The organism is Psychrobacter sp. P11F6 (assembly GCF_001435295.1).
Lineage (GTDB): Bacteria > Pseudomonadota > Gammaproteobacteria > Pseudomonadales > Moraxellaceae > Psychrobacter.
Map to the genome: position 1 here is coordinate 2,474,277 of NZ_CM003594.1, position 23,084 is coordinate 2,497,360.

9 protein-coding genes and 1 CRISPR repeat array (1 of these 10 only partly in view) are annotated in these 23,084 nt (G+C 41.9%); of the genes, 5 read left to right on the top strand and 4 right to left on the bottom strand.

Annotated features, from left to right (window positions below):
• A CRISPR array of direct repeats spans positions 1-135; the repeat unit is 28 nt; unit sequence CTTCATCACCGCATAGGTGACTTAGAAA (it extends 4,756 nt beyond the left edge of the window).
• Between the two features lie 161 nt (positions 136-296).
• Genes AK822_RS10210 through AK822_RS10225 form a run of 4 tightly spaced genes read left to right on the top strand, consistent with a single transcriptional unit; the run spans position 297 to position 6,669 of the window.
• On the top strand, positions 297-803 hold the full coding sequence (locus AK822_RS10210) for a hypothetical protein (protein ID WP_060491559.1): 507 nt from the start codon (positions 297-299) through the stop codon (positions 801-803).
• Complete coding sequence (locus AK822_RS10215) at positions 800-1,429, top strand: hypothetical protein (RefSeq protein ID WP_060491560.1); 630 nt, start codon at positions 800-802, stop codon at positions 1,427-1,429. Before AK822_RS10210 ends, AK822_RS10215 begins: the two co-directional genes overlap by 4 nt.
• Positions 1,401-3,329, top strand: a complete 1,929-nt coding sequence (locus tag AK822_RS10220) for a site-specific integrase (protein WP_060491561.1) — start codon at positions 1,401-1,403, stop codon at positions 3,327-3,329. The genes AK822_RS10215 and AK822_RS10220 overlap by 29 nt, the downstream gene beginning before the upstream one ends.
• Complete coding sequence (locus AK822_RS10225; protein ID WP_060491562.1) at positions 3,316-6,669, top strand: tyrosine-type recombinase/integrase; 3,354 nt, start codon at positions 3,316-3,318, stop codon at positions 6,667-6,669. The genes AK822_RS10220 and AK822_RS10225 overlap by 14 nt, the downstream gene beginning before the upstream one ends.
• A gap of 298 nt (positions 6,670-6,967) precedes the next feature.
• On the opposite strand, the gene AK822_RS10230 is transcribed toward AK822_RS10225, so the two are convergent.
• The 3 genes from AK822_RS10230 to AK822_RS10240 form a co-directional block, all read right to left on the bottom strand.
• Positions 6,968-8,137, bottom strand: coding sequence for a beta-barrel domain-containing protein (locus AK822_RS10230; protein WP_060491563.1), 1,170 nt, complete (start codon positions 8,135-8,137; stop codon positions 6,968-6,970).
• Entirely contained in the window at positions 8,130-10,442 is a 2,313-nt protein-coding gene (locus AK822_RS10235; RefSeq protein WP_228139012.1) for a type I secretion system permease/ATPase, read from the bottom strand. Before AK822_RS10235 ends, AK822_RS10230 begins: the two co-directional genes overlap by 8 nt.
• Positions 10,443-10,535: 93 nt before the next feature.
• Positions 10,536-11,993 (bottom strand): TolC family protein, encoded by a 1,458-nt coding sequence (locus AK822_RS10240; RefSeq protein WP_087945625.1) that lies wholly within the window; start codon positions 11,991-11,993, stop codon positions 10,536-10,538.
• Between the two features lie 410 nt (positions 11,994-12,403).
• Here AK822_RS10240 and AK822_RS10245 point away from each other — a divergent pair, with 410 nt between their 5' ends.
• Positions 12,404-13,066 carry a hypothetical protein gene (locus AK822_RS10245; protein WP_060491564.1) on the top strand — a complete coding sequence of 221 codons (663 nt, stop codon included), beginning with the start codon at positions 12,404-12,406 and terminating at the stop codon, positions 13,064-13,066.
• Positions 13,067-13,257: 191 nt separating this feature from the next.
• On the opposite strand, the gene AK822_RS10250 is transcribed toward AK822_RS10245, so the two are convergent.
• The coding region (locus AK822_RS10250) for a VCBS domain-containing protein (protein WP_060491565.1) at positions 13,258-23,084 on the bottom strand (9,827 nt) is incomplete at its 5' end.

The window sequence follows — 23,084 nt, forward strand, 5'->3', positions numbered from 1 at the left end:
TAGGTGACTTAGAAAGTTACGGCATCCGTGATGCTCGATGAAAAAATCTTCATCACCGCATAGGTGACTTAGAAAAAACAGGAACGCTTAACAGTAAGGTAAATCCACTTCATCACCGCATAGGTGACTTAGAAACTTACAAGCGTCACCTACTGTCGTGTATTTTCTAACTTTCCTATAAACCTAAGCGAAGTGGGTTTTAATTATTAGCCACTCATCGTAAGGTGGGAGTGAAGGTCAATATACAGAGCATAACGACCAAGTCATCAAATCATTATCTTAGTGGGGTGTGTAGTATGAAGTCACTATCAATAGGCAAGCTACAGAAAAACACGGTGCTAGTCTTCCAAGGCGTCCTTGGTCTGTTTAATATTTATACCTGTCATATCAGACCGCTTATTACTGAAGCCTTGACGGTTGAGTATAGCGCTGCTTTGACTAGACCTACATTATTTATCGAAGAAAACAAAAAACAGTTTATAGTCAACAATTTTGAGCTTTTTCACCTAATCAAAAGCCCTCATGTTGATTTTAATGTACTAAGACAAGAAGTATCTGTGAGATATATCCTAAAGGATGATTTTAATTTTGATCTCTGTTTTTATGAGCTTATTGCATCGATTGCTCAGCATAATAAGAAGCTAGATATCAAACTCATTTATAGACAACTTAAAACTATCTTAGATAAACAGATGAATCAGCAGTTATTTGGCAAAAACATCTTTGCTGTCACTAAATTTTGTGAGCTTATTAATATTACTGTGCCGACCTATTATGCTCGTTACTCTGGAGTATCTTTATGACTCAAAATAGTGACATTTTACCTACTGAGGAACAATGGCTGTCTGCAAAGACCATTGATTACTTAAAGAGTGATAAAGCGTTTGTTTACCCCGAATCTGTTGTAGAGGCTATCTCTACTATCGTTATCGCAGTACATAACAGTTATGAGCGCAATGATAATGCGATTAAGTATTTATTAGAAAATATTGTGCAAACACTACAAGATAGACCAGTTTCCGATCAGTACATGCAGATCAATCGGACGGATTTGGCACAAAAGCCACTGATAATGCAGCTGCTTATCCTAATGCAGGATATCGTCATCAAACAGCATTATTTAGGTCAATCAGTGCAACAGCTAGTTTGGTTGTCCATAGCGATGCATACCGCAGCTTTACTTATAGTTCAAGGTAGAAAAACCGATACCGATACTATACTCATGCAATTTAAGATGGCACAGTTCTCAGCATCTCCTAGGCGCACCTGGATATGGGACACACTCCCTGGTATCGCCCAAACTGAGATAAATATAGAGCCTGTATTATCAGTATTCGATGGTATATTGAAGCAACAAAAAAGCGCACTTGATTTGTTAAATAATAAACAATCTATTCATATTGAAGAAAAAAAAAGTAACAAAAGATAATTCTGATGAAAAAGCCAAGCATAAAGATAAAATAAAAAAGGCTAAATCTGATGCAAAAGCAAAACTCAGCCAAATAGAAAAAATAGCAACCGCCTATCAAAATGCGCATGTATTACAGAAACCAAGAGCTCAACGTAAGAAGCCACCTAAAAACATTAAAATCAAAGCTATCAACTTAGCAGATGATACATCTACATCTCCCTTAGACTCTACTGCAACGAGCCATAACTGGAATACTATGCCCGATAATGATGCATGGGGTAGCACACATGATGATATAGAAAACAGTGCTACCACCGTAGATCTCGCATTTTTAGAAGCTAATACTGAAAGCTATGAAGGGTTAAGGACGAGCTTTGAAGAGCGTATTGACCACTATGAGGCCCCCTATGTCAGCTATGGCGAATATCCAAACCCATTAATCAAAAACTCTATACCGCTACAAACTATAGATTTATCGCTACAGCAAAGCTACATGTCTCAGCGCAATCTCGCGCTCAACTCTAACACGCGATTGCTCTGTGTTGCTGGTTACCAAGCGCTATTTGCGGCGCTCAACCAAGATGCAAGCGCGTTAACAGAATCAGAGACTCATAAAAACTGCGCTGGTATTTTACTGTTATCTATGATTACCGGACTGCCAGTTAAGTCTTTACTGATAACCGGATATATCGGTCATCCTGGCATTTTTAATCTTGAGGGTAAAAGGTATTATATTAAACACAGCCTTGGCATTACTACGCGATCCAATAGTCAAACTTTAACAAAGAAAGATTATGAAAATCATTCTGATACTATCAAAATCCCACTGCCGTTGTGGCTGATAGATAATTTGCTTGCTTGTGAATTACCGGAAAAGAAGGATATTACGACTTATCTTGCTACCTTACGTAGCAGTCTTGGACTGCCGTACTTGTCAATCAATCGCATAGAAACCGCACTACATGTCGTACTCTCTCGTTATACGCCTAATTGTCATGAGCACATTGCCGATATCATTTGCCGCACGCCAGCGCCACATGCTCCAGCCATGTACTACAGCAGCCACATCAGTGAAATGATCATTGCTCACTATAAATCAGCGCTAAGCGTATTTAGCAGCTTAAGTAGTTTTGATTTAACTTATATCACCCCTTGGCATAAATATACCGTAGGCTCAGGGTTCGCGCTTAAGCTCGAAACTGTTCATACAATCATAAATGAGATGAAAATCTGGGCAGATCAAAGTATAAATGATGATGAGCATTTCAATCGAACCAGTATTTTTGTATGGTTTGTATTCTGCCTCTTAACTGGAGTACGGCCGAATAACGGTCTTGGTAAAGTGTACAATATCGATCTTGATATGGGTTGGCTGGAAATCAACGATAAGCCAGTTAAAAAAGTAAAAAGTGACCGTTTGATACCACTATGTCCTACTCTTATACATCATCTAATAGACTATAGAGATTATTTAATTGACTACCAGATTAAGCATCAAACAAAACATGATATTAGCGCAACTATTGATGATATCCGCTTAGGTAACGATGAAGCATTATTAAAGCTTTTGTCAGAGAGCACCTTTATATTGAAAGATATAAAGCGCGGCGATGCCTACCATATGACTAAAGAAATCATTGACGCCAACCCCTATTGGACACGCCATTTTGTGCGTACTCAACTTGAAAGGCATGGCGTTCAGCTCTCGTTAATCAACACGGTTATCGGTCATGAAAAAGCCCGTCAAGAAGTATTGGGGCGCTTCTCATCAACTAGTAAAGCGGATATTAAGCGTGTTGCATCTATATTTGAGCAGATCGCTGAACAGCTAGGACTAACCGACATAAAAATCGACAATTATCCTCTTCTAAATCATGTTGGCATAAACTCCACAGAGGTAGGCCATGCTAATAGATAAATTATGCTTACCAAAAATCATCGATGATTTAGCAAAGTTTAATGGCAGAAAAAATTGCTACGTGCCTTATTCTTCAGTAGTTAAAGACAGTAGCCCTGCTAGAGTACGTGAACTACACCTGCTAGCTGACTTACAGACTGAGTGGAATTCCTTGCAAAAGGCTTATCCTGGTAATATTAATTTTATTAAGTGTTTTGATAAACATTACAAACAAGTGCTTTGGCCCGATGATCTTATCTTTTTTGCTGTACCTGCACTAACGAGCTTTTATGATGAGTTATGGTTACCTCCAAGCCAAGTGTCAAGTCGATTTCACCGTGACTTTTATGAGCAGCTACGACCTTTATCTAACCAAGGGTTCGATGAGTTTCAAGCTATCATTCAAGATAAGATTACAAAAGCTAATGAGTCAACCAAAATACTAAAACAAACATGGCAAACTGTCAGTAAGTTTATTGACTATCAAAATCAGCACTATATGCTTGCTGAGCATCACTACCCTAAGATAACAGCGCCGCAACCTATTAAAACCAATCCACTGATTATAAATGCAGATTGGGTAAAAAATGGCAAGTTACTGGTCAAAACTATTCGCGCAGTACAACATCACTGGAATAAAACAAGTGATTACAACCAAGATCAAATCTTAAGTTGGTTGGTATTCTCAGGTATTGTATATGGCGGCATTAATGAGGTGCAGATGCTTCAAGGGTGGCTTGATTCTCTACTTACTAAGGAGTATCAGCCGTTTATCAATGAAAGAATAGTGGTATCGCCACGCTTTGTGCAAAAACGCTATGGTAACGAACGCATAGAAGGTAGTGACACGCTTTATAACACTAAGCAAATCGTCGTAGATGTAGTCAGTCAATGCTGGCTAATGCGTTACCATAAAAACAGCACTCAAGCAGAAATTGAACCTATCATTGCCAAGCTGTCAGAAAATAAGATAAAACAATACTTGACCGTGGCATTGTCTGACGTGATCAGGCCTTTAGGTATTAAGCCACCTCCTTTTTCAAGGTTTTTATATTACGCCAGTTATCACTGGGAGTGGCTCGATGGCGCTGATATTGACCATGCTTCAGTTGGGGTGCTGCGAGGTGTACATAACACTGTTGGATTGAGTACACAGGACTTTAAGCATTTTTTAAACCAAAAATATCAGTATAAAGATGAGCCGTATGATCTAGAACATATCTTGACACTGTCTATCAACCAAAACTCTATTAATCAAAAAGAGGCGCCTAGCAGTTCTAGCAAAAAGATAGAGGTTAGAAAGTCAGATTTAATTATGAATCTTACTAAAGACTTCAAAATAAATGAAAAACAGAATAAGAAAAAAATCGTTCAAACGACTTACACCCTCATCGAAAGAGTACAAAAACGCTATGAGCAATATGATGACTTAAGTGAAAAAATTTTATTAGATTGGGTACTAAGTTTACTAAATCGAAAGGAGTCAAAGTCGCCTAGTAATGAATCTATTTTGAAATATATCAGAACTATAGGCTATGAATGGTTATATTTCACAACGGCGCAGCCGCTTGATATTTGGTCAGAAGAAGAGTTTGAGGAACTTTATGAAGATATTTTAGAGTACAAAGCTGTCGTACGTAACAATACTGACACTGGATACTCTGCCAATTTATTGAAGAGTATGCACAACTTTGCCAAGAGCAAATACAACCTTCCCTCCGTGAACTTCCAACAGTCCAAAAATGGTCGACGTGTACGTGCCGAGCTGATATCACCGCAAGCATATCACTCCATTATTACGCAGATATTGGATTCTGTAGATATATTGGAGCAGGAGATGTTCGCGCTTCTATTTATCTTAGTCTATCGTACTGGCATGCGCAAAAAAGAGCTGTTGGGACTTAAGTATAATGACATCGAAGGCTTAAAAACAGCTGTACCATCAGTGGTAATCAGGCCCAATAGCTATCGTCCAACCAAGACTCAAAGTAGTATTCGCCGCGTTCCCTTATTTGCCCTCCTCAAACCTAATGAACTGAATTTTTTTATTAACTTTGTGCAGAGTAATATTGGCGACAGTTCAAACAAATTTATCTTTACCTTATCATCGGATCAGCGCCCTATTGATGACCATGTTCCGTTGCAGTTACTCAAACGAGTTTTAAAAGACATATCGGTAGATGATAATGTAGCAGAGCATACCTTTCATGGTTTTAGGCATACGGCAGTGAGTAACCTATCTTTAGCGCTATTAGGTCATCCAGATCTCGTAAAAGCCCTCACCGATTATGACGAAAAAGACATACTGCGTATAAAAAAAGGCCTACTTGGGGAGCATATAAATGCACAAGATCGTTGGTACGCTCTATCGGGTATTATGGGGCACTTATCGCCTGAGCGTAGCTTTGAGTATTACAACCATTTTGCCACTTTGATGGCTACTTATGCGTTAAGCGTCTCTAATATAAAACTACCTAAACAAACACTACTTAATCTTACCAAATCTACTAAAATTAGCGAAAGAAAGATCAATGATAATGCTGACATTAATGATAACGGTGTGATCAATATGCCTAGTATACGTACGCTGTTATTTAAAAATATCATAGAAGGCAAACGCAAGTCACCGAAATTCACGATCGAAAACTGTGATAAGCAATTTCTCTTGAGTACCAATACGCCAGCCACTGATGAATTGTTTGGTCGTTATGGTCTAAACCGAGTACAGCTGCTACTACAGACCTATGATAAAGAGATTCCTTTAAGTAAAGCAGCCCAGTTAGCAAATATTTCTATTCATGATGCAAACATTTTAATAGAACGTGCGAGCGAGGTTGCCGCTATCACTACCAAACGCGGCAAACCTCGCTTTGTAAAGCTATCCGATTCAAATAATTCCGTACTGAGTCCACTGAACATTCAATACCAAAGTGATTTAAGATTACTATCGCTTTTGTTAAGTAATGCCTACCGTCTACGAGAAAAGTCAGGGGCTGACTGGACTTGGTTTATTGAGATATGTAGTCAAAAACTGTCTAGTAGCAGAGCATACCTACCATTTAGAAAAGGAGATGAGAAAGAGTTGCAACGTTTCATTGATATTGCTAAGAAACTGCTGCCTCTGAAACGTTGGCTAATGAGTAGCAACGAAGCCTTGTTGATGAAAAATATGTCACCTAACGATTATCAAGATATTAAGCGGCAATCTAACGACTCGATAGAAGCTATTCATATTGGTATTGCTAGCCGAGATCCTAGAGATCAAACCAACAAATGGCAGTATTCGCCCCTACTACGGTTTTTTGTGCATATGATGCTAATTACTGATGAGAGGCTAGTTATTAATGATAGTCAGACATAATCATTATTGAATAAGCGCACTCAATGCTTTACAAAAATTGACTAAAACCCTATATCCTGACACCTATTATTTTTTATCATCACCGCAATGACCTTATATCAGAGTTATTCAAAACGATAACGAAACCATTCCATCCATCATCGTCTCCACACCTCCTTTAATGATCTATGCGGTCAAATCCGTAGACATTAACTTGGCAGATTTTAGTTATCCCACCTAATATAATAATAAAAAAAACGCTACCCGATAATTAATCAGATAACGCTTTCCTTATTACTTGTCTAAACTATGTTAAACACTAACGCTCACCCAAGCCTTCAGAAAAGGTTTTGGTTAATGGCTTAGTCAGATAGGACAGCACTGAACGCTGTTGCGCTTTGATATCGACTGAAGCAGTCATACCAGGTCTAATGATAATTTCATCGCGACGCGCAGCAAACTCAGCACCGGTAATTTTTATTTGTACGCGATAATATGGCTCCTCTCCTTTGGGTGTTTGCTCAATCAAAGTATCTGGACTGATATAGGTCACCTTACCCGTCATAGCACCAAAGATAGAGTAATCATAAGCATCAAGCTTAACGCTAGCGACTTGATTCTCTTTGACATAAGCGATATCCACTGGACTAACTTTAGCTTCGACGATCAGGTCGCTACTGGTGGGCAATATCTCCATAATAACCTCACCAGGTTTCACAACGCCGCCAATAGTGGTAATTAAGATATTATTTACCTTGCCCTCAGTTGGAGCAAATAGCTTGGTCTCTTCCAATACTTGTGAATGATCACGCAGCTGCTCAAGCTCAGTATCCAGCTCTTCTTGTGCTTTGGTCATTTCCGATTGTGCTTCTTCAAAGTACTTGTTTCGCTTATTGGTAATTTGTGCTTGGATCTCAGCAACTTGTCGGCGCAGTTTAATCACGTCAGCTTGGCTGACATCACCATATTCTAACAGTGGTTCATTCATACTGAGCTCTTGCTGAGCCAGTACCATCATATTCTGTAGCGAGCTGACATCTTGATCAATGGCTTGCCGACGGCGGTTATATAGTTGGGTTTGGTTTTCTACGTATTCGCTATAGTTTTTGATTCCATCTGGAAACTTAAGCGGCTTTTCAAATATTTCTGCTTCAAGGCGAGATAACTTGGCTCTTAGCGCGGCGATCTTCGAACTTGAATTAGCGAATGCCGCTTGCGCCCGCTCTTCTTCTAGTGTGACAACCAGTTGTCCCTTAGTGACATCCTCTCCTTCTCGCACTAATATTTCAGTCAATACACCACCCTCAACTGCTTGAATATCCTGCGTTCTAGCACTGGCGATAACCGTTGCTGTGGCACGGGTTACTTGATCAATTTGAGCAAAATAGGCCCAAACTACCAAGACGATTACCCCTATAAGTGCACCCCAAATAATAATACGGGTACGCCCAACTTTAGGATCATGAGACTTATGCTGATAGTTATTCATTATCTTGTCCTACATCATCTGGGTTATTGCGAACATCGGTGGCTAGCGAGGTATTAGAGGTATTGCTAATGACTTTAACTTTAGACTTACTCACCTTAATTGAGGTTTTATTTTTATTTTCTTGATCATCATTACCTTTTAGTTGTTTAAGCACTTGCTCTTTTGGTCCATCCATCACTATTTTCTGATTGTCCATGATAATAATACGATCGACCAATTGTAATAACGGCATCTTGTGAGTAGCTACAATGAGAGTCGAGCCTTGTCCAAACTCTTTACTAAGCACATTGATACATTGCAACTCTTGACGGTTGTCCATCGATGCCGTCGGCTCATCCATCAATAAAATCGTTGGCTTGGTCAGCAGTAAGCGAGTGAAAGCGACCAGTTGTTTTTGACCACCAGATAGCCCTTTACCACCCTCACTAATAGGTAGATCCAAACCACTGGAGTGGCTAGCCACCAGCTTAATCAACCCCGTCTTTATTAGAGCTTCACGCATCACATCATCACTTGGCGCAGGTAGCCCAATCAATAGGTTTTCTCTTAGCGTGCCCTCAAACAGACGATGGTCTTGTTGTAAGTAGCCGATCTGTTCACTAAGAGACTCGCGGCTAATCTGTTGAATATCCAGTCCATCTAGCAGTATTCGACCCTGCGTTGGGGCATATAACCCTGACAGTACTTTTAATAACGTCGACTTCCCTGAACCAATAGCGCCCAAAATTGCAATACGCTCGCCCGCTGTGATATATAGTTTATTAATGGCTAATGCTGGCTGCTCATTGTCTTGGTAATTAAAAGTCACTTTTTCTAAGTCAAAACTACCAGCAATATGACTGGGCGACAAGGGATGCGCCACGCCATGATTGTCTTGTTGTAATGAAAAAAGCTGTTCGATATTCAGTTTTGCAGCTTTCGCATGTGAATGCTGTACCAGTAAATTGGGGATACTCATGACAGGTGCTAAGATACGCCCTCCTAAAATAGAACAGGCAATCAACCCGCCCATAGTCATATCACCTGACATCACTACGAACGATCCAACAATAACAATGCCGACATAGCTTGTCTGCTGAACCATCTGTGACAGATAGCTTAAGTTGTCATTGGCATGCTTCATATCCAAATCATTTTTGGTCGTAATATTCATTACATCAAGCCAACGGGATAAAAACTTCCAATTACCCGAACCAGCCTTAATGGTTTCAATACCCTCGACTGTTTCAACCAAAATACCGGTTTTACGATAAGAGGCTGAGGCACCAACGGCCGCGATACTATCAATTTTTTTGCGTGCAGCAAACCCCAATGCAATAGCAATAATCGCCGCTACAATAGGTACTAAAGCCACTAAAGGATTACCAATAACGATGATCAAGGCTACAAAAATGATTGCCATCGGAATATCGACCAATCCAAACAAAGTACTCGCTGTATAAAAACCACGAACTTGCTCGTAACCCCGGAGCTGCGCGGCCATTGAACCCACCGACCCTGGCATTTGGTCAATCCGAACACTCAGAAGCCGCTGAAATACTTCTCGAGACAAGTGTTGATCAAGGTTGACCACTACTTTATCCATAATCTTTGAGCGCGCAAACTTCATAAATGTTTCAAATAAAATAACTAAACCGACACCACTTGCCAGAATGATTAAAGTGTATTCACTGCGAGTTGGAATGACTCGGTCATAGACCTGCATCGAAAATAGTGATACTGCTAACGCTAGCATATTAATCAAAAGTGATGCGACTACTGCTTCAATAACAATACCACGATAGTTTTTTAGATCTTTTTTAAGTATTTGATCAAATGATAACTGTTTGCGTTTGCTCGGCTCGCTTTCTAAGCGGATACGCAATAATTGTGTAAACGCATCACTTGGATGAACACTAATTTGCTCAGACTGACTAAACTGCCATAATCCTTGAGGGTTTTGTTGTTCAATGACCCCCCAACCTTGCGACGAATGTAATGCCAATAAGGGTAAAAAGGCAGCATCTGGCATCGGTAATGATTCTGGTAGCTGATCCACCCCTAACTGTTCTAGCACCTTTACAATGCTTGCCAGTGTCATTAGTTCTGTCTGCTGATGAAGCACCCCGTAAAGACGCAACTTATCAATGGGATAACCTTGCTGAGTGAGCAAAGTGTGCAGCGAGAAAGCCAATTGCTCAATCTCATTACTGACTTGCTCTTTCACCTGTTCATCAGTTTCAGGCGTCAAAAATTGCAAAGTAGAATTTTCCATCAGCTCACTATCAGAGGCTTGGTCACTCGAAGCTGGAATAGGGTTATTCATGATAAGTACATCCTACTGATTAACGGGTTTTTAGATAAACAAGTGCAAAAAATACAAGACAGCTTATTTATTCATAGAGGCTTTGCGATAGGCTCAAGGGCTCTCTATCAGCAAACCTGTATTGGAATCAATCATATCAGGGTCATTAGAGATGGTATTCAAAAACCCATCAGATGCATCTTTAATAGAGTAGGTCACCATCTCTTGATTTTTCATACCTACAGGTTGAATCACCGCTCTATTGGATGTTTGCTGCGCAACATGCTGACCATTAAGCCATTTCTTTACGGGATCTATTGGGTGGAATATAGGTTCAGGCTGGCGACTTTGGTTAAACTGTTGCCATGACATCATGCCAAAATCAACTTGCAGTTTATAATAAGCAGCAATGATAGATGCTCGGGTGTCAACCAATTGTGCCTGATACTGGGAGTGCTCACGAACCGCATTCAGCACCTCAAGCCAAGACTTACGACCAGCGATGAATTGACGACGGTATGAGCTGACTACAATCTGAGCACCTGCAACTGCTGCTATCAATGAGCGCTCTTGATCTTTAGCGCTGGCAAACTGTTGATATTGGGTTTGTATGGTCTCAAGTACCAAACGCCTAGAAGCCTCTTTTGATTGAACAAGACTATTGACACGTGATTCTGATGCTTTTGCAAGGGCTAAATTAGACAGCCCTGCCCCTGGATCATAACTGAGCCCTACTGAGAACTCTCCACCATTATCCTTATTTTTATCACTCTCATGATAATAGTCATACTCGTATTGTGCGTATATTGTCGGATAGCGAGAGGACTGCAAAGACTTCAGCCCTTGCTTGGCCGCCTCAACTTGATAACTCTCTTTTACCACAGTAGGATTATAAAAACTGGCTTGATCAAAGGCTAGCTTCTCAAAAGTTTGGGAATAACTTCTGGCGCGTGCAACCATTTCACTTAAGTTTGGAACGGGTAGTTCTATCGCTGACACCTTACGACCGGTAATTTGCTCTAAACGAGCCATAGCGATACGTTGCTGCTCGACAGCAGACTGATAGGAGTTTTGTTCTTGCAAAATACGGTTAGTCACCAAGTCCATCTCAATGCGAGCGGAGACTCCTTGGCTAACACGCCGTTGCATCATGGCTTCAAACTCAGCAAGCAACTGCAAATTGTCATAATAGACTTGTTGTTTTGATAAAGCCGTAATATAGCTTTGCCACGCCTCTATCGTCGTTTTAGCCACTTGGTTTTGTTGCTCGTAGACATATTCTGTCGCCGCTTTATCATCAAATATCGCTTGATTAACATTGGCGGTCAGCTTGCCTCCTGTCCATAATGACTGGCGGAGCTGAAACTGGGAGACCATGCCGTCATCACGATCATAACCTGATGAAAAAGTAGGAGCAGGCAACAAACTAAGCTTCGCTGCACTAATGCTTTCAGTAGTCGCCTGTTGCTCTGCTCTTGCTGAACCCACCATAGGGTGAGTTTGAATCGCTTGATTAATAAGTGCATCCATATGCGCATCAGCGCTTGCTAACGCAGCACTGGATACCGTCATAAGTAGCAAACTTACATGTATACTATGGCGTATTTTTTTTATGATATAACACCTCTTAGGCAACATATTTTTTGACAAGTTATTTTGGTAAACAGTCATCCAGTTACCTCAGTTTTATTTTGAGAGAATAAAAATTTTAGATGTTATATAGTAAGGTATGAAAATACTATCGTTAAATTTAGACATATTAAATACACGCTTTGTCAAAGCCTTAACTCATGATTGTAAGACAACTAAATCTAAGCATAAATTTAAAAATATTTCCAACTAACTGCCAACATAGATTCTTTTTTTATATTGATAGTTGAATACTCGCAGACAGCTTTAATGATTATAATCGCTGAAAAGGCCCTGCTCGCACATCCACAAACTACGAGTATGATGTTTAATTAATGGATTAAAAACTAGTGATGCCTTCATTACCACCTATTTCAGCTAAAAAACAAAAAAACAGGAGCATGATAGCAATTGTGATGGCTATCATGCTCCATATTTTGATTGCAGTTATTGTCTATTTCAGTGTTTTTGATAAAAAAATTTCATCAACACTAGGGTCTGTATCAGATACTAATAGGCACCCTATATTAAAAGCTACAGAAGTAAAGCCACAAATATTACCTGCACTAATAGAAAACAAAAAGTCGCAAGCTCCCCAGTCTTCTGAACCGATAAGTAACTACGATACAACCAATTCTTATAAAGTAGCAACTGATACTCAACGTAAATTAATAAATACAACTGTGGAGATAACCACTAAGGAAGCAATACCCGTAAATAACACTCAAAGCCAAGCACAAGAAAAAAAATCAGTAGTGAGTCCGATAGACGAATCATCTATAGGGTCAATACCTGACAATCAAAACAATCGTGCTGAGTATACGCTTAAGCAGACCAAAGAATATGAAGCTCTAGATGCTGAGATCGATAAAGACAATGAACAGCTCTCAAAGTTGATCATTGAAGTCAAAAAGCATAATCAAAGTCAAATTCAACAACATCAGCTTCCTAGTGGCAATATTAATAATCAACCAACAGTTGAGTACGGTTACCCTATTACTCCCATCACCCCTTAACTGCCAAAAAAAGAACTCGGCTGTTGAGGCTTCAAACGCAGATAGATAAAAGTTTGCATCATTCACACTAAAAGCCTTGATTATCTAAAGCTTTTAGTGTGAATGATGCCATATTAATGCAAGAATTAATAATATAAGGTGCGCTTTGATAGCCGCACCTTATATCCATATTTTCAAGTTTCAGTCATCGTTTATAAAATCGTAATGTCGGTCTGAATCAATAACTCATGAGTGCCATTGGTATCAGAGAAGCTATAGACATTGTAACTATTGCCCCCTTGAGTAGTAGTACCGCTGTTCGTCCAATCGTTACCAGTTAGACTCACGCTATCAGCACTATCACCGTTGATAACCAAGCCTTTATTGCTCATCACCGTGTCATTGATTATATCTAGCACATCACTGGTACTAAGGTTGGTCAGCGTCTGCGCACCGTTACCGGTCATATCGATGGTTTCAATACTCTCAAATACAGTCGCATCAAAGCTGCTAAAGTCGATACTGGTATCAGCAACGTTAATGAGGAGCGTATCATTACCAGCACCACCATCCATTAAGGCGTTATCTACAGAGAATACAATTTTATCGTTACCTGCACCACCTTTCAGCGTATTGACACCAGTGCCACCATCGATTAAGTCATTACCGCTACCTCCAATCAAGATATCATCACCAGCGCCGCCTTTATAATTCACAGCTACAGACTGTCCAGAGGCATCAACGATATCATTCTCTGCTGTACCTACAAAGGTTTTGCTAAAAGCAATATCGACAGATATAGACGGTAATTCACCATTGTTATCTGTATAAACGCCAGACGTATCCGTCATAGCCCCTACGGTATCGGTAGTACTAAGAGCGAAGTCCAGATCGCCTTTTAGTGGTACAGAAGACTGAATTTGTAAATCATTGATTTGCTCAGGGGTGATACCAGTTATGGTATAGCTGTTAGCGGCATCATCCCACACGGCAGTCAACATTTCACCTGTACTTTTTACTCTAAAGCGTAAGACATCATCGGTCAAGCTAACGCCATTATCAGTGATGGCTATATTAACAGTCTCACTACCATCCGTGTCTTGCATAACTGCGTTTAGATTAAGTGTGGTCCACTTACCCTGATTACCGAGGATAGTAGAAGGATTAGCTGTTACCCCATCAGCGACTGGCGTCACATCGAGATCAATCACTAGAGGATCACTGATCATACCGCTGTCATTAACCACCTTCATCTCGATCCCTGTTACTTTATCGCTGCTATTTTCAGGTGGCATAATGAATATATTAGGCGTTTCACCCGCTGCGCCACTGTTAATATTATTCAGTTTAGAGGTGTCGATAGACCATGAGTTATTACCACCAGAATTACCATTATTGCTTGCCAACACTGTATCACCATTAGTATCAGTATAATAAACTAGATAGCCATTAGGGATATTGTCTAAGGTAATAGCGCTTGCCATATCACCTTCATCGATATTGGAGATTTTATAATCGATAGCAATCATGCTATCTTCGTCACCAATAGCTGTGGCTATTGACTCACCACTATTACTAGTGATATCTAGATTATCCGGCTGCGCTGAGACTTCAACGGTATATTCATGCTCATAGGTTAGCGTACCACTGTCATATCCTGCCTCATCTGTCGTTTCTTTGTGAGCAGCTTTTACGGTGATAGTGGCATTACCATCGGCGTTTTCGGCAGGCGTATATTTGACCGTAACGCTATCAGGAGAGTTAGTACCAACCTCTAGCTCATAGTAAGTGCCAGCAGGAATATCACCGACTTCGTTATCATTCAATACCACCTCGTTTAGGGGATTACCATTGGCATCAGTCAGCACTCCAGCAGGACCAGTACCTGTCAATAAACTAGATTCATCTACTTGAATATAGAGCTTGCCATTGATTAGTAGGACGTAATCACCATCAGCACTGTTTTTTAGGTTGATATTGATATCGATGCTAGTATCTTCATCCGTTGCCACCGTGGTTGATTTGCCATCAGCATCCATAGGATCAGTAACTGGCTTGATTTCGACATTGACGTCACTGACCTGCTCCCTTTCCTCGCCACCATCTTTATCCAAGACGGTAAAGTTGGCATTAAAGGTAAAATCTTGGGTGCCATCTGTCACGTTGGTACTAAAGTCTTTCGGCGGAGTCACTGTCACTCCATTAAGTGCTGCTTCTGGATTAAGATTACTAGCATCATTCACGCTAATAATCCATTTACCACCAATCTGCTGCACACTCACCGCTGGATTGGTACTCTCTAATACAGTATCTGTTGGCAAATCAGTCAATGAGAAAGTATAGGAGTCGACAGTATCAGCGGTCGCAGGGTTCAGAGTCGCATCTAATATATCGCCAAGAGTGAAACCAGTATCCTCTAATTGTGCTGGTATTTCTACCTTACTAGTAAAGCTATCTATTAAGTCAGGCTTGACAGGCGCATCACCCCCGCCCGTTCTGTCTAAGGTAATCTCAAAGTTCCCCTCTACACGCGCTTCGCTACCGTCACTACCTTGACCATTAATATCCTGCGTAATACCCGTCACTTTAATATTGAAAGAACCTTTAGGTATATTGACCGTGCTGTCATTACGCTCAAGCACTAACTCATAAGTCGGCGCCATAGTAATGATGACTGGGTCATTGGGCACATCAACGTACCAGATACCATCTGATAAGATACCACCCACTACATTCAGACCCTCTGGAACATCAGTAACTTCTAGGCGAGTAAAGCTCTCTGAGCCATCTTGGTCAGGTGACGATAGTGATACGGTGACAGAAGCAGTATTATCCGTACCGCTATTATTAATAGTGTCATCTGTCACATCCAAGGTCATGCTTGGTGCATCAGTGACCGCTTGGAAGGTCACATCTACCACTGCACTGCCTGTGTTAGATGTGCTAATCTCTGAACCATCAGTCAGTTCAGTGGTGTCAGTATAAGTGTAGTCAAATTCTATACTGACATCATCATCGCTATGGCGTTTATCGTCATCGTACATAATTTCGATTGTTTGATCGGGCGTAAATTTCAAAGTTGGTGGTGGATTAGTCGTTAAGTCCACTTCAATACCGTCGACACGTAAAATGACGTCTTTAGCCATTAGATCAGTTACTGATAGTGTGATACTCTCAAGTGATTCTGTTCCTGTCGCTGAGTCACCCTTATCTGTCGTTGTAAAGGCCGATTCAAAGTCCATGTTCGCCCATAGATCTTCAGTAGCAACGACTTGAGGATCATTCATATTGCCATCAGCAGCATCAGGGGTCACTAGAATAGAAACGTCTTTACCATCATGAGTCACACTGTCACCAGATACTGTCTCTGTCGTGGTACCCGTGATCGTAAAGTTAATTTCACCAGCGAAGTTATCTGGTGTCTTTAATTGTGCAGTATTATTCTGTAGCGCCTCTAGGGTCACTGACCATACTCGATCAGAACCACTGCCACCTAAGAAGGTAACCCCTGCACCAGTTAAGTTGAAACCAGTAGGTAAGTTTTCAACTCGATACACTATCTGCTCAACAGCTGGGCTATCACCATCATATGCCTCGATATCCGCAACAGTAGCAAATAGGCTGGATAAGGCAATCTGATGGTTGCCCGTACTATCTAGCGTTGCCTCGTCAGTGACATAAGTATAGTCCTTACCATTGATAAGAGCTGTGCCGGTTGCCAATTTGTCATTTATTATCAGATCTGCCTTGCCAATGACCTTAACAGGTAGGTTGAGCATAGGACTTGCAGCACCGGTAGTTCCACCCTCTTGACTTACTGCCTGTACTTTTAGATTTACCGTACCGCTGAAGTTCTCGGCAGGCACAAAGTACAACCCAGTTACGCTATTATTGTAATCTTCAATCACTACCGTACCACCAGTAGTATCAAGTAAGAGTGTATCACCGTCTTTATTGGTGTAATAAAGCTGCCCATCTGCTGGTATCTCTGAGATGGTCACATCATAAGTCTCAGACCCGTCGTTATCACGCGAGCTTGGGCGGATATTGAGTACAATGCCGTCGGTAGGAATGACGTCAGTTGTCATGTCCGCAGCAGTATCACGATTATTACCACCGTTTATCGCCTGATCTTCGACCCCTTCGGCAGGATCAACAGCTAAAGTGGCTGGGTCGGCTACGCCTTTAACTTCAAAGGTTAAGTAACTTTCGCCACTGATGGCTTCATCTTTTGCGCCACCATCTTCGTCAACATCAACCGTTTTTGCCTCAACTTTTACTGCTGTCTCAGCACCACTGGTAAGGTTATAGTCGCTATAGTCTTGCGGCGGGGTCACTGTAACTGTATCTAAATACTCCATCGGGATATCGACACCGTTGCCGTTATCAGTCAGGCTAACTAAACCATTGCCGTCATTATAAGTAAATACCGCACCTTCAACTGAAGTGAAGCCGCTGTCACTCTTATTACCAAATGTCATATGAGCGAAAGTTTGTTCAGAGGTGTCCTGATTATTCCAATAGCCTTTTAGGTCAAACCCATCACTATTAAGATCAAATGCTGCATCTTCATTAGCGTTGGCTGCGTAAGTATGACTTGAATTGATGGTAAGGTCATCTATGGCATCACTATCACTACGTCCTCCAACGACTTCAGCAACAGGCGTTACGACTACCGTTTGCGTTAAATTTTGACTACCTGTTGCTGGTAAACCAATACCACCATCATCATCCAGATCTACCGTAGTTACTGTGAAGGTAAAATCAGCATCTTTGGATGAGTGTGCAGGCGGTGTAATAGAGAAGTCTTCCAAATAAGCATCTAAATCAGCATTATCTGCCGGCGTAATACCACTGATAATAATCGGTGTCCCGCCACTGCTACCTACTGTCGTTGTCCCTGCACTGTCCTTATAAGTCCAGCCTTCAGGCAAAACAAACTCTATCGTTGTAATGGTTTCTGGTAATAGACCGTTATTATCTTGTTTGTTGTCTTGCACGGTAAAGCCAAATTTATCAAGGGTGACAACTGTGTCTTCTTTGGTTTCAACACCTTTATTAACAAGCTCAACTTGACCAGCTACTGGGGTGACGGTTAGGTCTACTTTGACGGTACCGATAAGATCTACAGATGTATTTTTAATAGCCGAATCAGGGTCATGGTCCTGAGTATATAGCGATATTTCTACACCATTCATATCTAGGGAATCAAACTTCCCAGTCTGAATAGTGATTTTAGGCTCTGAGTTACCACTGACTACAAAATCAGTAGAAGTTAAGCCAGCATTAATACCGATCAATACCTGACCATTCTTATCGGCGATAAATGGGGGAAGCGGCTCAGAGCTGCCAGCAGGTGTGAAATTAATAATGGCGCCAGGGACTAGACCTGTAATCACAAAGCCATAAGTCTCAGCATCGCCTTTAGCGGCATTACCTACTAAATCTCCAAATGTTGTGGTTATTGGTAACTCAATAGATTCACCTTCTTTAAGAGTTACGGTTAAAGTATCCCCAATAACTTCACTTTGATCATAACCAAACTTACTATCATCATCTCCAGCGTCATGAGGATTATCTGGATCATTAGGGTCGTTTTTATCTACGCTATCAGTGACGGCTTGGACATCAACCTCAATTTTAACTGTGCTAGTTGCACCCGCCACATCAACACCACCTACCTGTGCAATATTGCCGTTACTATCCATTTCATACTCAGTAACTGACATATCAAAAGATATATTAGTAGCATCGTTTGCAGGTGGTGTGAGGGTTATTCCTTCGAATTCAGCACTACTCATATTGACCGTAGGTGTGCCGTCAGCAACCAAAGACCCCGTATCAGTCAGCTGAATAACGATATTACCGTCTGCATTTGGAGTAAGAATATTACCTGAACCGTCTTTTAGCACTGCACCTGCTGGAATATCGGATAAAGTGATGTAACCAAGACGCTCAGGCGTATCATCGTTACTCGTAGAATCAAGATCAGTGTTATCGGTGATCGTAGGTACCGTTAAACCCAATGCGATAGTAGTATCTTCATTAGTCTCAACTGAAACACCCTCTAATCCAGGCTTATCTGATACTGGGTTAACGGTGATGGTTAAAGTTTCAGTGCCTGTTTGTGGTGTTGTCGGATTAGTGCCGTTATTTACTGTAACGGTAATTTCTGGTACTTGACCACTGTAGTTGTCAGCAGGTACAAAAGTATAGCTGCCATCGCTATTAACCGTAATGTTACCAATAGAGTTTGTACCGTCAACTAAGATATCGCTACTTTCACCTGCATTTTTGGTTATCGTTGTACCATCAGCAAGCTCAAAAGTATAACTTTCAACAGTAAGCGCTTCACCATCATCAGCATCGGGAGTACCATTTTTGAAAATATTATCCGATATTAATGTATCTTCTGGTGTGAACACTTCATCATCGACCAGTACAAACTTATTATCTGTCCCAGTGATAGTTACCTCAACGTAACGAATTTCACTAGTGCTAAGCTCATTACCGTTGCCTGGGCTATCAATACCTGCATTGTCTGAAACCTTTACAGCATAACGAATAGTGATTGTTTCGCCAGCAGGGATAAAATCAAGCGCGTTAGGTAGCGCTTCAAATGTCCAATCAGCAGTATTACCTGTTGCATTAACAGGATTAACAGTACTATCTACAGAAAATAAATTCTTTAATGCAGCCTCTTGATCAGGGGTAAGTGTATAGTCAGTACCACTTACTGTAACAGTAGTAGAAGCAATTACGTGTTCAAGTTTTACTTGATCATTAAGGTCAATATCTTCAAAGGTTACAGTTCCAGTTTTTGTCATTTCTTCGCCTGGGGTTGGCTCATCAAAAACTTCTGAACCAATCACATCATTAGTAGCTCCAGAGACAGCGTTAGTAATCACTGGTCTATCGTTAGTTCCAGTTATGGTGATAGTTAAGGTTGCACTGCTGCTATCACCATCAGCGTCAGTGATGGTATAGGTAAAGGTTTCGGTCAAACTTTCCCCTAATGCCAAATACTGTACAGCAGTATTATCAACATCATAGGTATATTCACCATTCACATCTAACGTTAGTTCGCCAAAATCGCCTTGAATTAGAGTCGGTGCTGTGCCATTAACTGTACTGGCAGTACTCCCAAACTCTACTGCCGTTACCATAGTTGCATCTGCACCTAAATCATCCGCTTGATCAGGAGCTGTACCTTTGATTACGTTACCAGTTGCTGTGATTTTGCCAGATGGCTGATCTACACTTACATCTTCTGTGACGCTATTCTTATCATTATTAGCATTAGGTGCGGTATCAATAATCTCAATATCTAAGGTGTCAGTGATGGTATCACCAATGCTATTGGTTAGTATTACATTAAACTGATCAACTACTGAACCAGCGCTATGATCCTCTGCATTGCCGTTTTCTGTATATTCGTAAGTGAGTTCACCTGTTGCTGCGTTGTAGTTAGTGATTACCAGCTTACCTAAACTAGTATTAATAGTGACCGATGTATTGGAAGCATTAGTAACGTCTAAACCGCCAACAGTTAGATCGGTGACGCTTTGTGGATTGGTGATATTAATGGTGCCAGTTATTGTGTTACCCGTACCTTCGATGACGCTGTTGTCAGCAGGTGTTAATGCTGCGTCTTCATCGACGATATCGATAGTTGGTGGTACGTCATTATCAATAATGGTACCAGTGGCAGTGCCCTGGGTTGGACTGACCGTAGCAAAGTCATCATCGGTGCTGATATCGAACACTAGGTCTTCGCTGTTCTCGAAGATGTCATCGTCTTTGGCGGTGACGGTGATGACTGGGGTAAAGCTGCTACCTGCTGGAATAGTCACGGTGCCAGTAGCTAAGAAGTCAGCGATCTCTTGTGTATCGGTGATGACCACATCAGGGCCGCCCTCAACGGTGTAAGAGATTTGATCAATGTCATCAGCATCTACGGTAGTGCCTGTGCCAAGGTTGACCGTGACGACAGTGTCAAAGTTGCTGACATTGTCTTGAGAGATGGTGAATTCTAAGGTGTCATTGCCCGTCTCGCCTTCAACGGCTGACGGTTCTGTAGCAATGATACTAACAACTGGCTTATCGCCATCGGTGGTGCTGCCGTCATTAGGGTTGCCATTGTCTTCATCTAAGATGGTACCAGTGGCAGTGCCCTGGGTTGGACTGACCGTAGCAAAGTCATCATCGGTGCTGATATCGAACACTAGGTCTTCGCTGTTCTCGAAGATGTCATCGTCTTTGGCGGTGACGGTGATGACTGGGGTAAAGCTGCTACCTGCTGGAATAGTCACGGTGCCAGTAGCTAAGAAGTCAGCGATCTCTTGTGTATCGGTGATGACCACATCAGGGCCGCCCTCAACGGTGTAAGAGATTTGATCAATGTCATCAGCATCTACGGTAGTGCCTGTGCCAAGGTTGACCGTGACGACAGTGTCAAAGTTGCTGACATTGTCTTGAGAGATGGTGAATTCTAAGGTGTCATTGCCCGTCTCGCCTTCAACGGCTGACGGTTCTGTAGCAATGATACTAACAACTGGCTTATCGCCATCGGTGGTGCTGCCGTCATTAGGGTTGCCATTGTCTTCATCTAAGATGGTACCAGTGGCAGTGCCCTGGGTTGGACTGACCGTAGCAAAGTCATCATCGGTGCTGATATCGAACACTAGGTCTTCGCTGTTCTCGAAGATGTCATCGTCTTTGGCGGTGACGGTGATGACTGGGGTAAAGCTGCTACCTGCTGGAATAGTCACGGTGCCAGTAGCTAAGAAGTCAGCGATCTCTTGTGTATCGGTGATGACCACATCAGGGCCGCCCTCAACGGTGTAAGAGATTTGATCAATGTCATCAGCATCTACGGTAGTGCCTGTGCCAAGGTTGACCGTGACGACAGTGTCAAAGTTGCTGACATTGTCTTGAGAGATGGTGAATTCTAAGGTGTCATTGCCCGTCTCGCCTTCAACGGCTGACGGTTCTGTAGCAATGATACTAACAACTGGCTTATCGCCATCGGTGGTGCTGCCGTCATTAGGGTTGCCATTGTCTTCATCTAAGATGGTACCAGTGGCAGTGCCCTGGGTTGGACTGACCGTAGCAAAGTCATCATCGGTGCTGATATCGAACACTAGGTCTTCGCTGTTCTCGAAGATGTCATCGTCTTTGGCGGTGACGGTGATGACTGGGGTAAAGCTGCTACCTGCTGGAATAGTCACGGTGCCAGTAGCTAAGAAGTCAGCGATCTCTTGTGTATCGGTGATGACCACATCAGGGCCGCCCTCAACGGTGTAAGAGATTTGATCAATGTCATCAGCATCTACGGTAGTGCCTGTGCCAAGGTTGACCGTGACGACAGTGTCAAAGTTGCTGACATTGTCTTGAGAGATGGTGAATTCTAAGGTGTCATTGCCCGTCTCGCCTTCAACGGCTGACGGTTCTGTAGCAATGATACTAACAACTGGCTTATCGCCATCGGTGGTGCTGCCGTCATTAGGGTTGCCATTGTCTTCATCTAAGATGGTACCAGTGGCAGTGCCCTGGGTTGGACTGACCGTAGCAAAGTCATCATCGGTGCTGATATCGAACACTAGGTCTTCGCTGTTCTCGAAGATGTCATCGTCTTTGGCGGTGACGGTGATGACTGGGGTAAAGCTGCTACCTGCTGGAATAGTCACGGTGCCAGTAGCTAAGAAGTCAGCGATCTCTTGTGTATCGGTGATGACCACATCAGGGCCGCCCTCAACGGTGTAAGAGATTTGATCAATGTCATCAGCATCTACGGTAGTGCCTGTGCCAAGGTTGACCGTGACGACAGTGTCAAAGTTGCTGACATTGTCTTGAGAGATGGTGAATTCTAAGGTGTCATTGCCCGTCTCGCCTTCAACGGCTGACGGTTCTGTAGCAATGATACTAACAACTGGCTTATCGCCATCGGTGGTGCTGCCGTCATTAGGGTTGCCATTGTCTTCATCTAAGATGGTACCAGTGGCAGTGCCCTGGGTTGGACTGACCGTAGCAAAGTCAT